Raw genomic sequence first — 16460 nt, forward strand, 5'->3', positions numbered from 1 at the left:
TCTTGCGGATACTTGCTAAAGAAAATGCTGAAACCTTTGCTTCACCGCCAATTTGAACTCTTGGAGTTTCGGGAGTTTCAACTTGTGGTGCTATTTCAGTTTTTTGAGAAGACCCAGTTTCTGATGAAGGATTTGAAATTTCTTGTTTTGATGAAGTTGTTTCTGCTTCTTTTGGATTCTCAGTTTTAGAGGTGGGAGTTTTTACTTCAACAATAGAAAAGCTTCCATTTTTAAAGTAAACGGGTGGAATTATGAATTGCTCAGCTTTTTTTTTTCTCCATCAAAGTTGATAGAGGCCAATTGCATCAAACATAATTCAACTAAAAGACGCTGATTCTGACTTAATTTGTACTTTAAATCACAGTCATTGGCAATGTCAATCCCTTTTAATAAAAAGTCCTGCGAACATTTTTGAGCTTGTACACCGTACATTTGTTGCGCTTGTTCTCCAACTTCAAGCAAAGCGATTGTTGCCGGAGTTTTGCTTACTAATAAATCTCTAAAGTGAGAAGCCAGTCCGGCAATAAAATGATGTCCGTCAAAACCTTTGGCAAGAATATCATTGTAAGCCAGTAAAAGTTCCGGGATTTTATTTTCTAAAAGTAAATCGGTAATCGCAATATAGGTTTCGTAATCTAAAACGTTCAGGTTTTCGGTTACAGCCTGACGCGTTAAATTAGTTCCGCAGTACGAAACCACACGGTCAAAAATAGACAACGCATCACGCATTGCACCATCTGCTTTTTGAGCAATAATGTGCAGTGCATCGTCTTCAAAATTGATTCCCTGACTTTGAGCAACATCAGCCAAATGTTCTTTGGCATCTTTTACTGTAATTCTTTTGAAATCAAAAATTTGACAACGAGATAAAATCGTCGGAATAATTTTGTGTTTTTCTGTTGTTGCTAATATAAAAATAGCATGTTTTGGTGGTTCTTCTAATGTTTTCAGAAACGCATTAAAAGCGGCTGAAGACAACATATGAACCTCGTCAATGATATATACTTTATATTGCCCCGTTTGTGGCGGGATTCGAACCTGATCGATAAGGTTACGGATATCATCGACCGAGTTGTTTGAAGCAGCGTCTAACTCAAAAACGTTAAAAGCAAAATCTTCATTTGGATCATCATATCCGGGTTGATTAATTTTTCTCGCCAGAATACGTGCACAGGTTGTTTTACCAACTCCACGCGGTCCGGTGAATAAAAGAGCCGAAGCAAGGTGATTACTGTCGATAGCATTCAACAAAGTGTTGGTAATGGCTTTCTGACCCACAACATCCTTAAAGGTCTGCGGGCGATACTTACGAGCCGATACTACAAATTGTTCCATATTCTGTTTTATTCGATAGCAAATATAGAGTATAATTTAATGATTTAAAAATTTAAAAATTGAAAGATTTTTAACTGGTTGAATTGTAGAAAGAAAAAAATATTTTTGATTGAATTGCGAAAAAAAGTAGTAGTTTTATTTCAAAATAATTAATAGAAATTTACAGAAAATGAATGCAAAACAAATTGTGAGATTAAGTAATATTATTGGAATTACGTCTATACTTTTATTAGTTTACTGGGTATTTACGTTTATCACAATTGAAGTATTTGGATTGAAAGTTTTCAGGGAAAATATGACTGAAACATTCTATCTCAGTGTTGTTGGTATTTTAGCATTAATGACCGGTTCTTTGATTCTTAATTTAATGTTCAATTTAACCCGAATTGCCGAAAAACAAGATCAGGAAACGCTAAATCAGAAATCGGGTAAACTTAAAATTGTGATGCTGATTTTGATTTTTCCTTTAATATTAATTGTTCTTTTTGGCGGTAATTATTTAACCTCTTCCAAAAAAGAAAAGATGCTTGTAGAGTCGGCAAAATCTATTATCGAATCAAATAAATCCAACAGTGAGAAACTGGTTAATTATTCCTTTACAAAAGAATACATCAAAGAAACTGCTGAAATTTTAAAAGTATTATCAGATACTGATAAAAATTTTCCAAGTATAACTTTAATTGTAAAAGACTCTATAAAGGGATCGCCGGTTTATTTAGGGTTTAATGAATATTATCGCGAAAACCTGAAAGATACTATAAAACCTGAAAAAGCAGAATATATTTATCAAACAACAAAAGAAGAGAGAGTATATTTAAATACTGTTTTTGAGAAGAACAGTAACGAGTTCAGATACAGTTCTCATAATGGAAACTATGAATTGTTTTACCCTTATAAAAAGAATGGCAAAACGATCATAATTTATTTTTCTGAACAACAACGATATGGTAAAATGGGAAGTTAAAAATTATAAGTTATGAAGAAATGTTTTTTAATTTTAGTTCTACTCACAACATTTGCTGTAAAAGCGCAAAACGCGACTCAGACAAGTCCGGTGTTTCAATTGCGTATTTATGAGATTTTTGAGAATAATAAAAAAGAATTTCATGAACGTTTTCGGGATCATGCTATGCGCATTATGAAGAAATATAACTTTAAGATCATTTCGATTTATGAGTCAAAATCAGATAAGAAAACCGAGTTTGTCTATTTTCTGGAATGGCAGGATGAAGCCACAATGAAAAAAGCGTGGGAAGATTTTAAAAAAGATCAGGAATGGATAGATATTAAGAAACAATACACAGCAAAATATGGTGATGTAGTGGGGAATATTGAAGATCGGGTTTTAACGAAAGTTAATTATTCGCCTCATTAATAATGGTTTGCAGATGGTTTGAAATCTGTATAATTACTAAAACCTTAAATTGAAAAGTTTAAGGTTTTTTTATACGCTGGTTTTAAGAAATTAATAAGATTTAAAATTGTAGGATTATTTTGTAATATTTAATTGTTTTATTCGTTAAATTAGAGGATTAATTAATTTAAAAAATATCATTATGAAAATCAAATCAATTTTATTAGGAATGAGCCTTGCTTTAACATTAGTAGCTTGTGGTCCTAAAGATGCAGATATTCAAAAGGAAATTGCTGCAAAAATGGGTGATATGCCCGGAATGGAAGTTACGGTGAAGGATGGTGTTGCCACTATTTCTGGTATTTGTAAAGATGCTGCTTGCAAAGAAAGTTGTGAGAACATCGCTAAAGGAATTAAAGGTGTAAAATCTGTGGTAAACAACTGCGAAATTCAGGCTCCTGAACCTGTTGCAACAACAGCTCCGGTTGAAATTAATGCTGATAGTGTTTTGAATACTTCTGTAGGCGAGGTGGTAAAAACATACAGTGGCGTAACGGCTTCAGTTAAAGATGGTGTTGTAACACTTACCGGAGATATCAAAAAAAGCCAATTGCCTAATTTGATCAAAAGCATACAGGAATTGAAACCTAAAAAAGTTGAAAACAAATTAACTATTAAATAAGAGGCTATGAGTTTACAAGATAAATACAACGAGTTAACCAATACAGCTGCTAATTTGGGCGTAGCTAATTTGCAGGTTAGAGAGCAGGATAATGTATTGTATATTGATGGTACAGCAAAATCGGCAGAGGATAAAGAAAAACTTTGGGATCTTTACGGAAAGCTGGATCCTGAATTTAGATCTGCTGATGTTGTGATGAATATTGAAGTAGCAGAAGGAGTTACGACTGATTATACTGTTGTAAGTGGCGATTCATTATCAAAAATCGGAAAAGCACACGGAGTTTCATGGCAGGCGATTTATGAAGCTAATAAAGACGTTATTAAAAACCCTGATGTGATTCAGCCAGGTTGGAAGTTGAAAATACCTACAGCGTAATTTTATTTTTATGTTGTTTATGGAAAGCCTGTCTGAAAATGACAGGCTTTTTTTTGAGAACATTTTTCAGTAGCCCCAAAATCTATATTAAATTACTTTTACTCCATTTCATAATACCTTGCAAAAGTTCAGATAGTGTTTTTCCTTTTTCTGTTAAGGTATATTCTACTTTTGGAGGAACAGTGGGATAAGAAATTCTATTTATAATATTTTCATTTTCTAAATCTTTTAATTGCTGAGAAAGCATTTTTTGAGTAATCCCGCTAATGGCTTTATCAAGTTCGTTAAAACGCATAGTTCCATTTAGTAGCAGAAGCCAAACAATAACAGGCTTCCATTTTCCTCCAATTTTATCCATAAAAATTGTTATGGGACATTCTGTAGCCTTTTCATATTTTTTTTCAAAATTTTCCATTTGTTTAAGCTTTGATTGAAGCAATTCCGTTGTTTTGGTAAGTAACTTACTTTCTGGTACGTTCTTGTGGTAAAGATAACAAGTAATTAGTTTTGTACGAAATTTAATAAAAACGAAATGAAAAAAGTTATAGTTATTACCGGAGGAACAACTGGAATTGGCTTTGCCTGTGCAGAATATTTGTTGGATAATGGATATGAAGTTATAATTACAGGAAGGTCGCAAACCAATATGGTGAATGCATTAGAAAAACTAAATCAGCGTGCAACGGGAATAGTTTCTGATGTTTCTAATTTGTCTGAGATCGATGAATTGGTAGAAAAAGTCAGGGTGAGATTTAATAGAATTGACGGCTTATTTATTAATGCAGGAATTTTTAAATCGGCTAGTTTGGAAAATACTACAGAGGAAATTTTTGATGAAACAATGAATATTAATTTTAAAGGTTCCTATTTTATGATTCAAAAATTTATTCCATTATTAAATAATCCATCAAGTATAGTTTTAAATACTTCAATTGTTGTATTTAAGGCTTTTGCAGATACAAGTGTTTATACGGCAAGTAAAGCGGCACTTGAAAGTGTTGCAAAAGTTTTTAATATAGAATTGGCTTCAAAAGGAATTCGGGTTAATACTTTAAGTCCGGGAGTTACGGAAAGTCCAATTCAGCAAAAATCAGGGATGAATGATGAAGCGATTCAAAATTTGTTAACTCATTTCTCTGAAAATTCTCCAATTGGCCGCATTCTAAAACCGAATGATATTGCACCTGTTTTGGAATTTTTAATTTCGGACAAATCGCTGGTATTAAGAAATGAAAAAATTATTGTTGATGGAGGGACAACATTGTGAAGAAATTTTTATTCTAATTTTATGTCATTTCAACAAAAGAATAGATTACGCTGTAAATTTCAATTTGTTGAAATGACATAGATTATTGAATAATTTTTTGTTCTCATTTGTTTTACCTGATTTTGGAAAAGATTATTTCTTTTGAAACCGATTGCCCTAGCCCTGATGGGAGCGGCATCCTTTTGTGGTCTCGTTTTTTTCTAACGAGACTGCAAAAGATACAGCGGACAGCAGGTTCCCGGCTCCTTAAAATTATCTTCCTCTAATGCTTAAATCAAATAAAAATTTTGCTGTTTCCTGATCTGAATCGGCTGAAAAGCCAGCAACATAAACTCCTTTCTTGCCAGAAGTCGACTTAATTCCGTATACAACTGCCTCATCGCCAGGGTCCGAATCCCCTTCGTATCGATACACATGAACAATTTCAAATTTCTCAGGATTTTTTTTAATTACATCTGCATTTCGATTAAAATCGCATGTAAATCCCTTTTCATTCAATTGATCTAAAGCCTTTGAGACAGTTGCGTAATGATACATTCTTTTCATAATAAACTGAATTTAAAAATTATAGAATTTTAAAGATAACTAATTTAAAATTAAAACGTTATGATAAAACTCATAAAATAGGAAATTTAAAATCATTATTCTTAGTTCATAAAACCTTACTTTTGCACCGCAGACCGCCTTATCGTCGTCCCGATTCATCGGGAGGGAGGAAAGTCCGGACACCATAGAGAAGCATAGCGGGTAACACCCGTCGGTCTTAGAAATGAGGCAAGGACAAGTGCAACAGAAAGTATGTACAGGTAATGCTGTAGTGAAACCAGGTAAACTCTATGCGGTGAAATACCAAGTATATCAGCATTTAAGGGCTTCTCGTCCGTTGTTGAAGGGTAGGTAGCTTGAGTTCCGAAGTAATTCGGAATCTAGATAAATGATAAGGTATTGTCTCGTTGCAAAATGAGACAAGAACAGAATCCGGCTTACAGGTCTGCTTTTTTTATGTATTTATGAAGTTTGTTAGTATGCTTTATAATTCTTCTCTCTAATTTTTATGAAACTGAATTTAGTATAATGAATACTAAAACTCATAGTAATGTGTTTTTGATTTCATTAGAAAAAAATATAAAATGGTTATGAAAACAAGAATTGGTATTTTGGGTCTTGGAGGTGTTGGAGGTTTTTTTGGCGGACTTTTGGCGAAAGCCTATCAGGAATCTGAAGAGATAGAAATTGTATTTATTGCACGCGGAGAAACTCTTAAAATAGTTTCAGAATCGGGTTTGAAAATAATTACGAAAGTATCTGAAACTGTAGTTTTTCCGAAAGTTGTTTCAAACGATCCCGATGTAATTGGCAAATTAGATTATTTAATTTGTGCCACCAAAACGTACGATATTGAAGAAAGCCTTTTAGGTTTAGCAAAATGCATTAAAAAAAGTACTGTTATTCTTCCGTTATATAATGGTGTTGATGCAACAGAGCGTATCAGTACAATTTATCCTGACAATGAAGTTTTGCAAGGTTGTGTTTATATATTTTCAATGATAGAATCGCCAGGAGTAATCAATAATGTTGGATCATTACAACGATTGTTTTTTGGTTCAGAAATAGCTTCAATGAGCAAAATGAAAGCTTTGCAGGCTATTTTTAAAAATGCAGAGATAGACAGTTATCTGGTCGATGATATAGAAGATACGGTTTGGGAAAAGTTTGTTTTTATTTCTGTACTGGCTTCAGCAACATGTTATTTAAATTATAATATTGGTGAAATTCTGGAAAGTCAGGAAGGCAGGCAGATATATGTTTCACTAATGAATGAAATTACAATGCTGGCAGCCGTAAAAGGATTGAAGCTTCCTGAAGATATTATAATGCAAACGATTTTAAAACTAGAAAAAACGCCTCCGGAAACAACGTCATCAATGCATCGTGATTTGCTTGCAGGGCGTAGTATTGAAGTAGCATCGTTAACAGAATTTGTTGTTAACGAGGGTCTTAAATATGAAGTTGAAACGCCAACGTATCAATTGGTTTTAGATAAATTGACGATTAATAGTTAACTAAGATTCGTCTTTTGTTGCACGAACTAAACTAATTCCGGACATAAAGAATACAATTCCTAAAATCCCATAAATAATCAGAGATTTAATATCTCTTGTTTCTCCTGATGTGCCGGCAAAAATTACGGCTGTATAGATTAGTCCTGCTATTCCGAGCATTGTAAGTAATCCTCCGAAAAATCTTTTTAGGTTCATGATTGTTAGATTTAAAATTTCTCTAACAAATTTATTGTTGAACGGTCAAAATGTTGTTACACAATTGTTTTGCTAAATTATAAGATTTGCAGGAGTTTATTTTTCTATTTTAAATTCCAATCCAATATTGCGTACGCTTTCAATTTTAATTTTGGGATCAGAATTAAAATATTTCCGAAGTCTGCTGATAAAAACATCCATACTTCTTCCTGAGAAATAATCGTCTTTTTTCCAGACAGACATTAAAATTTGATCTCTCTTTAATAATTGATTATGGTTGAGATATAAGTATTCAATAAGAGTAGCTTCTTTCTCTGTGAGTTGCTGAACGTGATTTTTATTATTTAAAGTTAAACGTTCGTTATCAAAAATATACGAACCAATTTCGATTATATTATTTCCTTCGAGACTTCTTTTTTGTTCAATTCTCTTTAATATATTCTGTAAACGCAAAACTAATTCATCGACTTCAAAAGGTTTCGCGATATAATCGTCTGCACCAAGTTTTAAACCAATAATTTTGTCTTCTTTTAACTTTCTTGCTGTTAAGAAAATAAAGGGAGTGTCAGGATTGATGTCAATTATTTTTTCGGCCAATGAAAATCCGTCCAATTTGGGCATCATTACATCAAAAATGCAAATATCAAAAGTTTGGTTTTTAAAATAGTCTAAAGCTATTTCGCCATTTTCTGCCCAGATTACCTCGAATTGGTGCAATTCTAAATATTGTTTTAAAATGGTAGCAAAATCGAAATCGTCTTCGGCTAAAAGTAATTTTTTCAAAATAAGGTAATTAAACTTTTAATAAAATAGTAAACTGAGCTCCTTTTCCTAAATCACTGCTAACATACACAGAGCCCTGATGCGCTTTTACAATCTGACTAACATAATACAATCCTAAACCTAAGCCTTTTGTGTTATGAAGATTTCCTTGTTCAACACGATAGAATTTATCGAAAAGGAACGATTGTTTGTTTTTGGGAATACCAATTCCGTCATCTTCAAAACTAATAGAAAATTGATTCTCAATAATTCTGGTTTTGATTGTAATTGTTTTGGAACCATATTTTACAGCATTTTCCAATACATTCAAAAAAGCTGTTGTGAGATGGAATTTATCCAGTGCTAAAATGGTTTTTGTAGTTTGGAAATCGGTTCTTAAATGGATTTTCGGAAACGTAATTTTAAAATCATTTACAATGGAAAGCAGGAAATCTTCTGTTTCAATTTTTTCTTTCTGCAATTCGATTTCGTTTTCGGCTAATGAATTTGCCATAACCTGATCAATCAAATTCTGAAGACGATTGTTCTGGCGTGAAATCGTATTGACAATGGCATTAAAACTGTCGTCGTTGTCACGAATGCTTTTTTGACCTAAAATCTTAGTTGAAATACCCAAAGTAGCCAAAGGCGTTTTGAGTTCGTGTGTAATATTATTGATGAAATCGGTTTTTACATCACTAACTTTTTTCTGTTTTATTAAAGCTTTAATGGCGATGACAAAAAGACTAATTAAAGTTACAATCGAGAATAGAGAAAGAATCAGAATAAAGGTCATTCGCCTCAAAATAATCATTTCCCAATCGATAACCGAGACGTACATGGAGTCTTCGGTGAGTAATTTATAATCCTGATTTTCGAAACTTCCATTTGTGGTTCCGACATAATTTCGAACTAAAAAAGCATGATTTAATGAAATAAGATTGCCGTATAATTTATTCTGGATAAAAGGTTTTTCGGAGAAAATGGTATCGGCTTTTTTTGTGTTTTTGTACAGAATAAATTTATTAAGTACAATGGCAAAGTCAATTTTGAAGTTGGGTAAATCGCGTTCAAATTTTTGCTTAATTTTCTGCGTCAGTGCACTTTCATATTCATTTTCAAGAAGTCCGTTTTTAATGTCAGATTTAGTGTTTTTGCCAAGAATGTAGTTTTCAGATAGTTTCTTGTAAAGTGCTTCTTTTTTTGCAACCAATACTGAATCAATATCACTGTAATTATTAGTAATCTGAGCAATTTCATTTTTTATCTGAGTATGAAACTGAGCCACTTTATAATCGTAAGTCGTTTTTACCAAGTAACATTGTACCGTCGTCAACACAACAAGCGCTACAACAGAAAATGCGATTAATAAATTGATTCTTTGTTTCATTTATTTAAAATTACAGCTCACAGATAACGTGGATCAGGCTGATTTGCACAGCTTACTTTTCAATTACATTTAAAAAATAATCAACAGCCAGCACAAATCCGTTCAATCCGTAAAATCTGTGGCCCTTTTTTGTCATTAATTTCCACTTCAAAAATACTGCTTTTAAGGATCAAAATAGAGATTAACGCTGCATTAACCTTCAATTAACTTTCAAAACTAGTTTTTCGAACCATTTTTGCAGCATTGTTAATCAAAATTTCTTTTCAGAATATGAACTATCTGCCCACAAAACTTTTTCTTACGTTACTTTTCTTGTTCTTGTCATTTGTTTCGAATGCGCAAGATGAGACTCCAAAAGATTCTATTTCAAATGAATTAAACGAAGTTGTAATCAATCAGGATAAAAAGACTTTTACAAACTCAAATGGAAATATCAAAGTTGATGTCGCCAATTCTGTTTACAATACAATTCCAAATCCTTTAGATTTACTTGCAAAATTACCAACAGTTTTGGTTAGTTCAGATCGTGAAAAAATTTCAATTGTCGGAAAAGGAAATCCGTTGATTTATATTGACGGTCAAAAAGTAGAAATGAACGATTTAAATGCTTTGGCTGTCGCCGATATCAAAACAATTGAAATTATCCAGAATCCATCTTCTAAATATGAAGCTGAAGGCCGCGCCGTGATTTTAATTACAAGAAAATTAAGCAGAAAAGACAGTTTTAGAACTGAAATTTCTGAGGTGGCTTCTTTTAAGAAGAATTACAATAATTACTTGGGATTTAATTCCAGTTTTAAAAAAGGTAAATTAGAATGGAAAGCCAATTTTAATTACAATCGTCTTAATCCGTGGGAAAATCACAGTATTGAGTATCAGATTCCGGAAGCCTCAATTGTTTCTAATTATGATGTTACGGCCAATACTAAAAGAAATAAATATGTTTTTGGAGGCGGTTTGTTCTATAAAATTAATGAAGATGATTATTTCTCTGTGAATGTGAGCGGAAGACTGCAAAGCGATACTTTTGATATCAACACATTTACTTTTAATCAAAATCAGAGTGAAATAAATAATGTTTTTACTTTTAGTGATAATTCTAGTAATAAGAATTTTGTAAATTCATTTCTGAATTATTCCAAAAAGATAAAATCAATAAATACTGTATTGTTCGCAGGTTTTCAATACTCTAATTTCAATCAGCATTTATTGAGTTTGGTAGAGAATAATTTTAATGAAACCGAATTTGAATTGTCGCAAAATCGGGATCAGAAATTTAATGTTGATGTTTTTTCCGGAAGAATTGATTTAGAAAAAAAGTTTAAAAATGAAATGAATCTCGAATATGGCGGACTTTATTTACAAGCCAATTCTAAATCGGATACTGATATTTTTGATTTTGAAAATAATGAAACTACCGGCTTTAATTATGATTTTAAAGAATCAAATCTGGCAGCTTATACGCAGCTTTCCGGAAAGATTAAAAAAGTTGATTTTTCCGTTGGATTACGACTTGAAAATACCAAAGCTAAAGGAAAGTTTTTGACGGATATTTTGCCTTCAATCGATAAAAATTACACGAATCTTTTTCCGAAAGCGCAGTTGACATTTCCAATCGACAGTACTAAAAGTATTGTTGTAAATTATGCCAAAAGCATTATAAGGCCAAATTATTCCTCATTAAGCCAGATTGCAACTTATATAAATCCTTATTTTATTTATGGCAGTAATATTAATCTAAATCCAACATTTACTGATGAGATTTCTACGGCTTTTCAGTATCATGATAAATCAGTGAAAATCACTTATTATCAAAATAAAAATCCGGTTTATGGTGATTTTATATATGATAGTCAAACTAATATTATGACTTTTACCGAACTTAATTTTGATAAAGAAACAGGTATAAATATTGATTTTACTTTGCCTTTCACGTATAAATTCTGGACAACAACAAATTCCTTAATTTTTATAAAGAATAAAATCGAAGACGATTCTGCATTGTATAATTCCTCAAAACCTTATTTGTATTATTATTCAAACAACACTTTTAAGCTTCCTAAAGATTTTACATTTGCTTTTACTTTTTGGGGAATGACAAAACAAAAAGAAGGTGTTTTTGAGCGAAGAGCCAATTTTATTTTTGATATGTCTCTGGCAAAATCTTTTGGCAAGGATTGGAATTGTACTTTAAACTACAATGATGTTTTTAAAAACACGATTTATGCCGAAAAGTTTACCATAAGTGGTATAAGTTCAAAATCAAGATATTTGGTTGATGCCAATGAAATTTCAATTGCAATACGATATACTTTCGGAAAAATAAAAGAGAGTGAATTTAAAGAGAAAACGGTTGATGAGAATGAAAATAGAATTAGATAAAAATAGAAACAGTGTAACTGTTTAAAATCACAATATTAAAATATAGCCCAAGGTTTCAACCTTGGATTCGCAACGATTATCTCTTCTCTTTGTGTACCCAAGGTTGAAACCTTGGGCTATGTTTTTAAGGTCTGCATTAAAAAAAGCAATAAAAAAAATCCCAAATTTCAATCCCGACGCATCGGGAGGAATTTGGGATTTGCATTTTTATAATATTGGAATTTGGAATTTCAAAAAATTGTTTTTTAAAACTATCCTTCATCTTCTTCGTTTTCTTTTTTAGAAACATCATGAGGTAATTCTTCATCGTCATCTGTCGAATTTAATTCGAAGAAACTAAAATAAGAACCACCATAACTTTTTTGAAATGAAAAATTACTCAAATGATCCAGTTTGGTATATTTTGAATGCTCAATGATCATCATTCCATCATCTTCAAGTAAATCTCTTTCAAAAACAGTCAGAACAATTTTTTCAAACGTTGCCTGATCTAAACCGTAAGGCGGATCGGCAAAAATAATATCGTAAGTTGTTTTGCAGTTTTCCAGAAATTTAAATACATCACTTTTTGTTGCAGCAATATCAAAATCATATTCTGATGAAACTTGTTTGATAAATTTCACGCATCCAAAATCACCATCAACAGAGGTTATTGGTGCACTTCCACGTGAAGCAAATTCAAAGCTAATGTTTCCCGTTCCCGAGAATAAATCCAAAACCTTTAAACTGTCAAAACTAAAATGATTATTCAAAACATTAAATAATGCTTCTTTACTCATATCAGTTGTGGGTCTAACAGGAAGGTTTTTTGGTGGAAAAATGCGACGTCCTTTGTGTTTTCCTGAAATAATTCTCATGATTGGAATAAGATATAATGTTTTTTGTTTTCTGCAGTAGAGAAGCTGTTTTTTTGCTGTAAAGTGCTTATATCCATAAAAGATATATTACGAACGTATTTGTATGCAATGGCATAAAACGGATCGTTTTGGTCTATCGTGCCCAATAATTCGAGTTGAAAAATCTCAGGGTTTAAATTCGATTGTTCGGCAGTAAATAGTAGGTAGTAAATAAAATCTTCGGGAGTTTGATATTCAAAAGAATTAAATAATAATAACTTTTGATTTTGAACCACGATCACTTCAAAATGACCGGATTTAAAGTTGACAACCATTTTCTTTTCGTCATTATTTCTGGAGTTGTCCAGAATTTTTTCGACCAGAATACTATTGGCGTGTTTATAATCAAAAGAGCCAACATTGTCAATCAAAAAGTTATTGATGTTTACATACGGAATGTAAACAGAATTCATTTGATAGTTGGAAATGTGATCAAAAGTAAAAAAATCGGTTTCAAATACCTTTGTATTATACTGTAAGTAACTTCCGAGATAATCTTCATCAAATAAAGCAGTTGGGACAAAAGTGGAAAGATTATTGTCGTGAATAACCAGTACTTCGTCGTAAGTGCTTTTTAATTCAGGATTATTTTTGAAAGCTTCACTAAATAAATCTTCAATTTTTTTATTTGAAGTATCAAAAGTTATTTCTTTAAACGAGGTAATAACATTATTTAAAGTATCAAAACAACAAAATGAAAATCCGGTCAGGGAAACCTGAATGGAAAGCTTTTTGTAATTTTTAGAAGTGATGTTAGTATTTTGCAATGACATATTTGATTTACAATTCGTTACCTGTTTTGAATCAAGAAAGAATTTAAGGCGACCACAAACTTACAAATTAAAAAGCAACAAATATAATTGCAATTTCAAAAAACAATTTTACAGTGAAGTTAACAAGAAGTTGTGTTAGCGTTAATTTTTTAAAACCATATAAGTGATGTAAGTAATTAAAGTTACGTGTGTGTATTAAATGAACTGATATCACGTCTATGTTTGATTTGGTTTTTGATATTTTCATTGCCATTGAAATTGTTATTGAAATTGAAATTGTTATTGAAATTGTTATTGAAATTGTTATTGTTATTGAAATTTGAAATTTGAAATTGCCATTGAAATTTGATATTGATTTTCTAAATTGTAATTGCCATTAAAAAAGCCGAACTTTGTATCACAACTTTATCCTATGAATTCAGCATCTTTTTACGGCACTTTACAGAAAAGATTTCCTTTTGCACCAACTTACAAACAAGATATTTTTTTTCAAAAAATTGCTATTTTCTTAACCGAACCTCAAAACGATACGATTTTTGTATTGAAAGGATATGCAGGAACGGGAAAAACAACCGTCATTTCTACCATTGTAAATAATCTTGGCGATATTAATAAAAAGTTTGTTTTGCTGGCGCCAACAGGACGAGCGGCGAAGGTAATTGCCAATTATTCGAATACACCGGCATTTACAATTCATAAAAAGATCTATTTTCCTAAAAAGTCATCGGGCGGAGGAGTGGCTTTTACCAAACAGGTTAATAAACATAAAAATACGGTGTTTATCGTCGATGAGGCTTCGATGATTTCAGATAGCACTTTAGACAGTGGTTCTTTGTTGGATGATCTGATCAATTATGTGTATTCTGGAACTAATTGTAAAATGATACTTTTGGGAGATACAGCTCAGTTGCCTCCGGTAAATTTAGATATTAGTCCGGCGTTGGATATTCAGACACTTGGAGTTCATTATGATAAAGAAATAGAACATATAGAACTAGACGAAGTAATGCGTCAGGAAGAAAGTTCCGGGATTTTATATAATGCAACAGAATTACGTGAATTGCTGAAAGAAAGTTTTATTACAGAGTTTAAATTCAATGTAAAAAAGTTTAAAGATATTGTTCGATTAACAGATGGATACGATATTCAGGATGCCATAAATACAGCCTATAGTAATTATAGTATTGAAGACACTGCTTTTATTGTTCGATCTAATAAAAGAGCAAATCAGTATAATGAACAAATCAGAACCCGAATTTTATTTAAAGAAAGCGAACTTTCGGTTGGTGATTTTTTGATGGTGGTAAAAAATAATTATTTCTGGCTGAAAGAAACAGACGAAGCCGGATTTATTGCCAACGGAGATATTATTGAAGTTCTGGAAATGTTCGGAATCAGAGAATTATACGGATTTACTTTTGCTAAAGTAAAAATCAGAATGGTCGATTATCCGGATCAAAAACCTTTTGAAACGGTATTGCTTTTGGATACTATAAAAAGCGAATCTCCATCTTTAACGTACGAAGAATCGAATCGTTTATACGAAGAAGTGATGAAAGATTATGAAGATGAACCGACTAAATATAAGAGATTTCAAAAGGTAAAAGAAAACGAATATTTCAACGGATTACAGGTTAAATTCTCGTATGCAATAACCTGTCATAAATCGCAGGGAGGACAATGGAATACGGTTTTTATTGAGCAGCCTTATTTGCCAAACGGAATCGATCGCGATTACATCAGATGGCTTTATACTGCTATGACACGTGCTAAAAATAAGTTATATTTGATAGGATTTAAAGACGAGAGTTTTGAGGAATAAGACTTTTCGCCACGAATTACACAAATTCCACTAATTTGAAAGCTTAAAAAATTCGTGCTGATTCGTGAAATTCGTGGCAAAAAAATATTTTAAGCAATGACAACACTAAACGACTTACATTCGATTTCATCTTCGTTTTCGAATACAGATAAAATGCCGGTCTTGTTTTTAGGACATGGCAGCCCAATGAATGCAATTGAAGAAAATCAGTTTGTGACTGGTTTTCGAGATTTGGCTAAAACTTTACCCCAGCCAAATGCCATATTATGTGTTTCGGCACACTGGTTTACAAACGGAACAAAAGTTACATCTATGGCAATGCCAAGAACCATTCATGATTTTGGAGGTTTTCCGCAAGCGCTTTTTGATGTACAATATCCGGCAAAAGGAAGTCCAGAACTGGCTTTGGAAACTAAAAAGTTATTAGATCCTGTATTGGTTGATTTAGATGAACATTGGGGTTTAGATCACGGTGCGTGGAGTGTTATAAAACATCTGTATCCCAATGCAGATGTTCCGGTAATTCAGTTGAGTATTGATTACACTAAATCAGGGCAATATCATTTTGAATTGGCGCAGAAATTACAATCTTTAAGATATAAAGGTGTTCTGATTATTGGAAGCGGAAATATTGTGCATAATCTTAGAATGGTAGATTTCAGAAATTTCGATAAAGATAATTATGGTTACGATTGGGCGATAGAAGCACGCGAAACCGTTAATAATTATTTATTAGATGGAAATTTTCAGCCTTTGATTGATTTCGAAAAAATGAATAAAGCCGTTCAATTAGCTGTTCCAACCCCAGAGCATTATTTGCCACTTTTGTATACTTTAGGTTTAAAAGATAAAACCGATGAATTGGATTTGTTTAATGACAAACTTTTGGCAGGTTCGTTGAGTATGACTTCGGTAAAAATACTATAATAGTATTTGTTTTTAGTTTTCCCAATTGTTTTCCATTTATGTTATAATGGTCTAAGTTTATAATTTACAAAATTTGTTTAAAAAATAAATTTGGTGAGGTAGTAAAATGTTTCGTTAAAATTTGTTTATTTTTACATAAGTAATTGTTTGTCAGTTGATTGTTTGATTTATATCTTCTTTTTAAGTAGTTTTTTTAAATGCCTTTTGTGATTAACTGGTGATAATTTAAAAATT

At 31.9% G+C, this 16460-nt stretch carries 17 protein-coding genes and 1 other RNA gene; 10 read left to right on the plus strand and 8 right to left on the minus strand.

Features of this window, described 5'->3' with window-relative positions; all coding sequences use genetic code 11:
• Positions 1-249 precede the first annotated feature (249 nt).
• Positions 250-1335, minus strand: a complete 1086-nt coding sequence (gene dnaX / locus KHA98_RS12955) for a DNA polymerase III subunit gamma/tau (RefSeq protein WP_213258348.1) — start codon at positions 1333-1335, stop codon at positions 250-252.
• Positions 1336-1504: 169 nt separating this feature from the next.
• Between dnaX and KHA98_RS12960 the strand changes: the two genes are divergently transcribed.
• From KHA98_RS12960 to KHA98_RS12975, 4 genes are all read left to right on the plus strand, one after another.
• Positions 1505-2299: a hypothetical protein gene (locus tag KHA98_RS12960; protein ID WP_213258349.1), complete on the plus strand. Its 795-nt coding sequence runs from the start codon at positions 1505-1507 to the stop codon at positions 2297-2299.
• A 12-nt stretch (positions 2300-2311) separates the two neighbouring features.
• Positions 2312-2710: an NIPSNAP family protein gene (locus tag KHA98_RS12965; protein ID WP_213258350.1), complete on the plus strand. Its 399-nt coding sequence runs from the start codon at positions 2312-2314 to the stop codon at positions 2708-2710.
• Positions 2711-2891: 181 nt separating this feature from the next.
• Positions 2892-3371 (plus strand): BON domain-containing protein, encoded by a 480-nt coding sequence (locus tag KHA98_RS12970; protein WP_213258351.1) that lies wholly within the window; start codon positions 2892-2894, stop codon positions 3369-3371.
• A gap of 6 nt (positions 3372-3377) precedes the next feature.
• Positions 3378-3749, plus strand: coding sequence for a LysM peptidoglycan-binding domain-containing protein (locus tag KHA98_RS12975; protein WP_213258352.1), 372 nt, complete (start codon positions 3378-3380; stop codon positions 3747-3749).
• Between the two features lie 82 nt (positions 3750-3831).
• On the opposite strand, the gene KHA98_RS12980 is transcribed toward KHA98_RS12975, so the two are convergent.
• Positions 3832-4164 carry a winged helix-turn-helix transcriptional regulator gene (locus KHA98_RS12980; protein ID WP_213258353.1) on the minus strand — a complete coding sequence of 111 codons (333 nt, stop codon included), beginning with the start codon at positions 4162-4164 and terminating at the stop codon, positions 3832-3834.
• 117 nt (positions 4165-4281) lie between these two features.
• Here KHA98_RS12980 and KHA98_RS12985 point away from each other — a divergent pair, with 117 nt between their 5' ends.
• A complete protein-coding gene (locus tag KHA98_RS12985) occupies positions 4282-5016 on the plus strand; it encodes an SDR family oxidoreductase (RefSeq protein WP_213258354.1) in 735 nt (244 codons plus the stop codon).
• 252 nt (positions 5017-5268) lie between these two features.
• On the opposite strand, the gene KHA98_RS12990 is transcribed toward KHA98_RS12985, so the two are convergent.
• Positions 5269-5562, minus strand: coding sequence for an SH3 domain-containing protein (locus KHA98_RS12990; RefSeq protein ID WP_213258355.1), 294 nt, complete (start codon positions 5560-5562; stop codon positions 5269-5271).
• Positions 5563-5688: 126 nt separating this feature from the next.
• On the opposite strand from KHA98_RS12990, the gene rnpB reads away from it, so the two are divergent.
• Both rnpB and KHA98_RS13000 read left to right on the plus strand, forming a co-directional pair.
• Positions 5689-6018, plus strand: an RNA gene (gene rnpB, locus KHA98_RS12995) — RNase P RNA component class A.
• A gap of 134 nt (positions 6019-6152) precedes the next feature.
• Positions 6153-7079, plus strand: a complete 927-nt coding sequence (locus tag KHA98_RS13000; RefSeq protein ID WP_213258356.1) for a ketopantoate reductase family protein — start codon at positions 6153-6155, stop codon at positions 7077-7079.
• Here the strand turns inward: KHA98_RS13000 and KHA98_RS13005 are convergent, their stop codons facing one another.
• From KHA98_RS13005 to KHA98_RS13015, 3 genes are all read right to left on the minus strand, one after another.
• Complete coding sequence (locus KHA98_RS13005) at positions 7080-7274, minus strand: hypothetical protein (RefSeq protein ID WP_213258357.1); 195 nt, start codon at positions 7272-7274, stop codon at positions 7080-7082. It abuts the gene before it with no gap.
• Positions 7275-7370: 96 nt separating this feature from the next.
• On the minus strand, positions 7371-8057 hold the full coding sequence (locus tag KHA98_RS13010; protein ID WP_213258358.1) for a response regulator transcription factor: 687 nt from the start codon (positions 8055-8057) through the stop codon (positions 7371-7373).
• Positions 8058-8067: 10 nt separating this feature from the next.
• On the minus strand, positions 8068-9426 hold the full coding sequence (locus KHA98_RS13015) for a sensor histidine kinase (RefSeq protein WP_213258359.1): 1359 nt from the start codon (positions 9424-9426) through the stop codon (positions 8068-8070).
• Positions 9427-9696: 270 nt separating this feature from the next.
• Here KHA98_RS13015 and KHA98_RS13020 point away from each other — a divergent pair, with 270 nt between their 5' ends.
• Positions 9697-11808: an outer membrane beta-barrel family protein gene (locus tag KHA98_RS13020; protein ID WP_213258360.1), complete on the plus strand. Its 2112-nt coding sequence runs from the start codon at positions 9697-9699 to the stop codon at positions 11806-11808.
• A gap of 251 nt (positions 11809-12059) precedes the next feature.
• Here the strand turns inward: KHA98_RS13020 and KHA98_RS13025 are convergent, their stop codons facing one another.
• Both KHA98_RS13025 and KHA98_RS13030 read right to left on the minus strand, forming a co-directional pair.
• The gene (locus tag KHA98_RS13025) at positions 12060-12665 is read right to left on the minus strand and encodes an RsmD family RNA methyltransferase (protein WP_213258361.1); all 606 of its coding nucleotides are present in this window, start codon (positions 12663-12665) and stop codon (positions 12060-12062) included.
• Positions 12662-13477, minus strand: a complete 816-nt coding sequence (locus KHA98_RS13030) for a DUF3822 family protein (protein WP_213258362.1) — start codon at positions 13475-13477, stop codon at positions 12662-12664. The genes KHA98_RS13025 and KHA98_RS13030 overlap by 4 nt, the downstream gene beginning before the upstream one ends.
• A 412-nt stretch (positions 13478-13889) precedes the next feature.
• On the opposite strand from KHA98_RS13030, the gene KHA98_RS13035 reads away from it, so the two are divergent.
• The gene (locus tag KHA98_RS13035) at positions 13890-15299 is read left to right on the plus strand and encodes an ATP-dependent DNA helicase (protein WP_213258363.1); all 1410 of its coding nucleotides are present in this window, start codon (positions 13890-13892) and stop codon (positions 15297-15299) included.
• A gap of 96 nt (positions 15300-15395) precedes the next feature.
• On the plus strand, positions 15396-16226 hold the full coding sequence (ygiD, locus tag KHA98_RS13040) for a 4,5-DOPA-extradiol-dioxygenase (RefSeq protein WP_213258364.1): 831 nt from the start codon (positions 15396-15398) through the stop codon (positions 16224-16226).
• Positions 16227-16460 lie beyond the last annotated feature (234 nt).

The sequence above is a fragment of the Flavobacterium branchiicola genome (genome assembly GCF_018383905.1).
Lineage (GTDB): Bacteria > Bacteroidota > Bacteroidia > Flavobacteriales > Flavobacteriaceae > Flavobacterium > Flavobacterium branchiicola.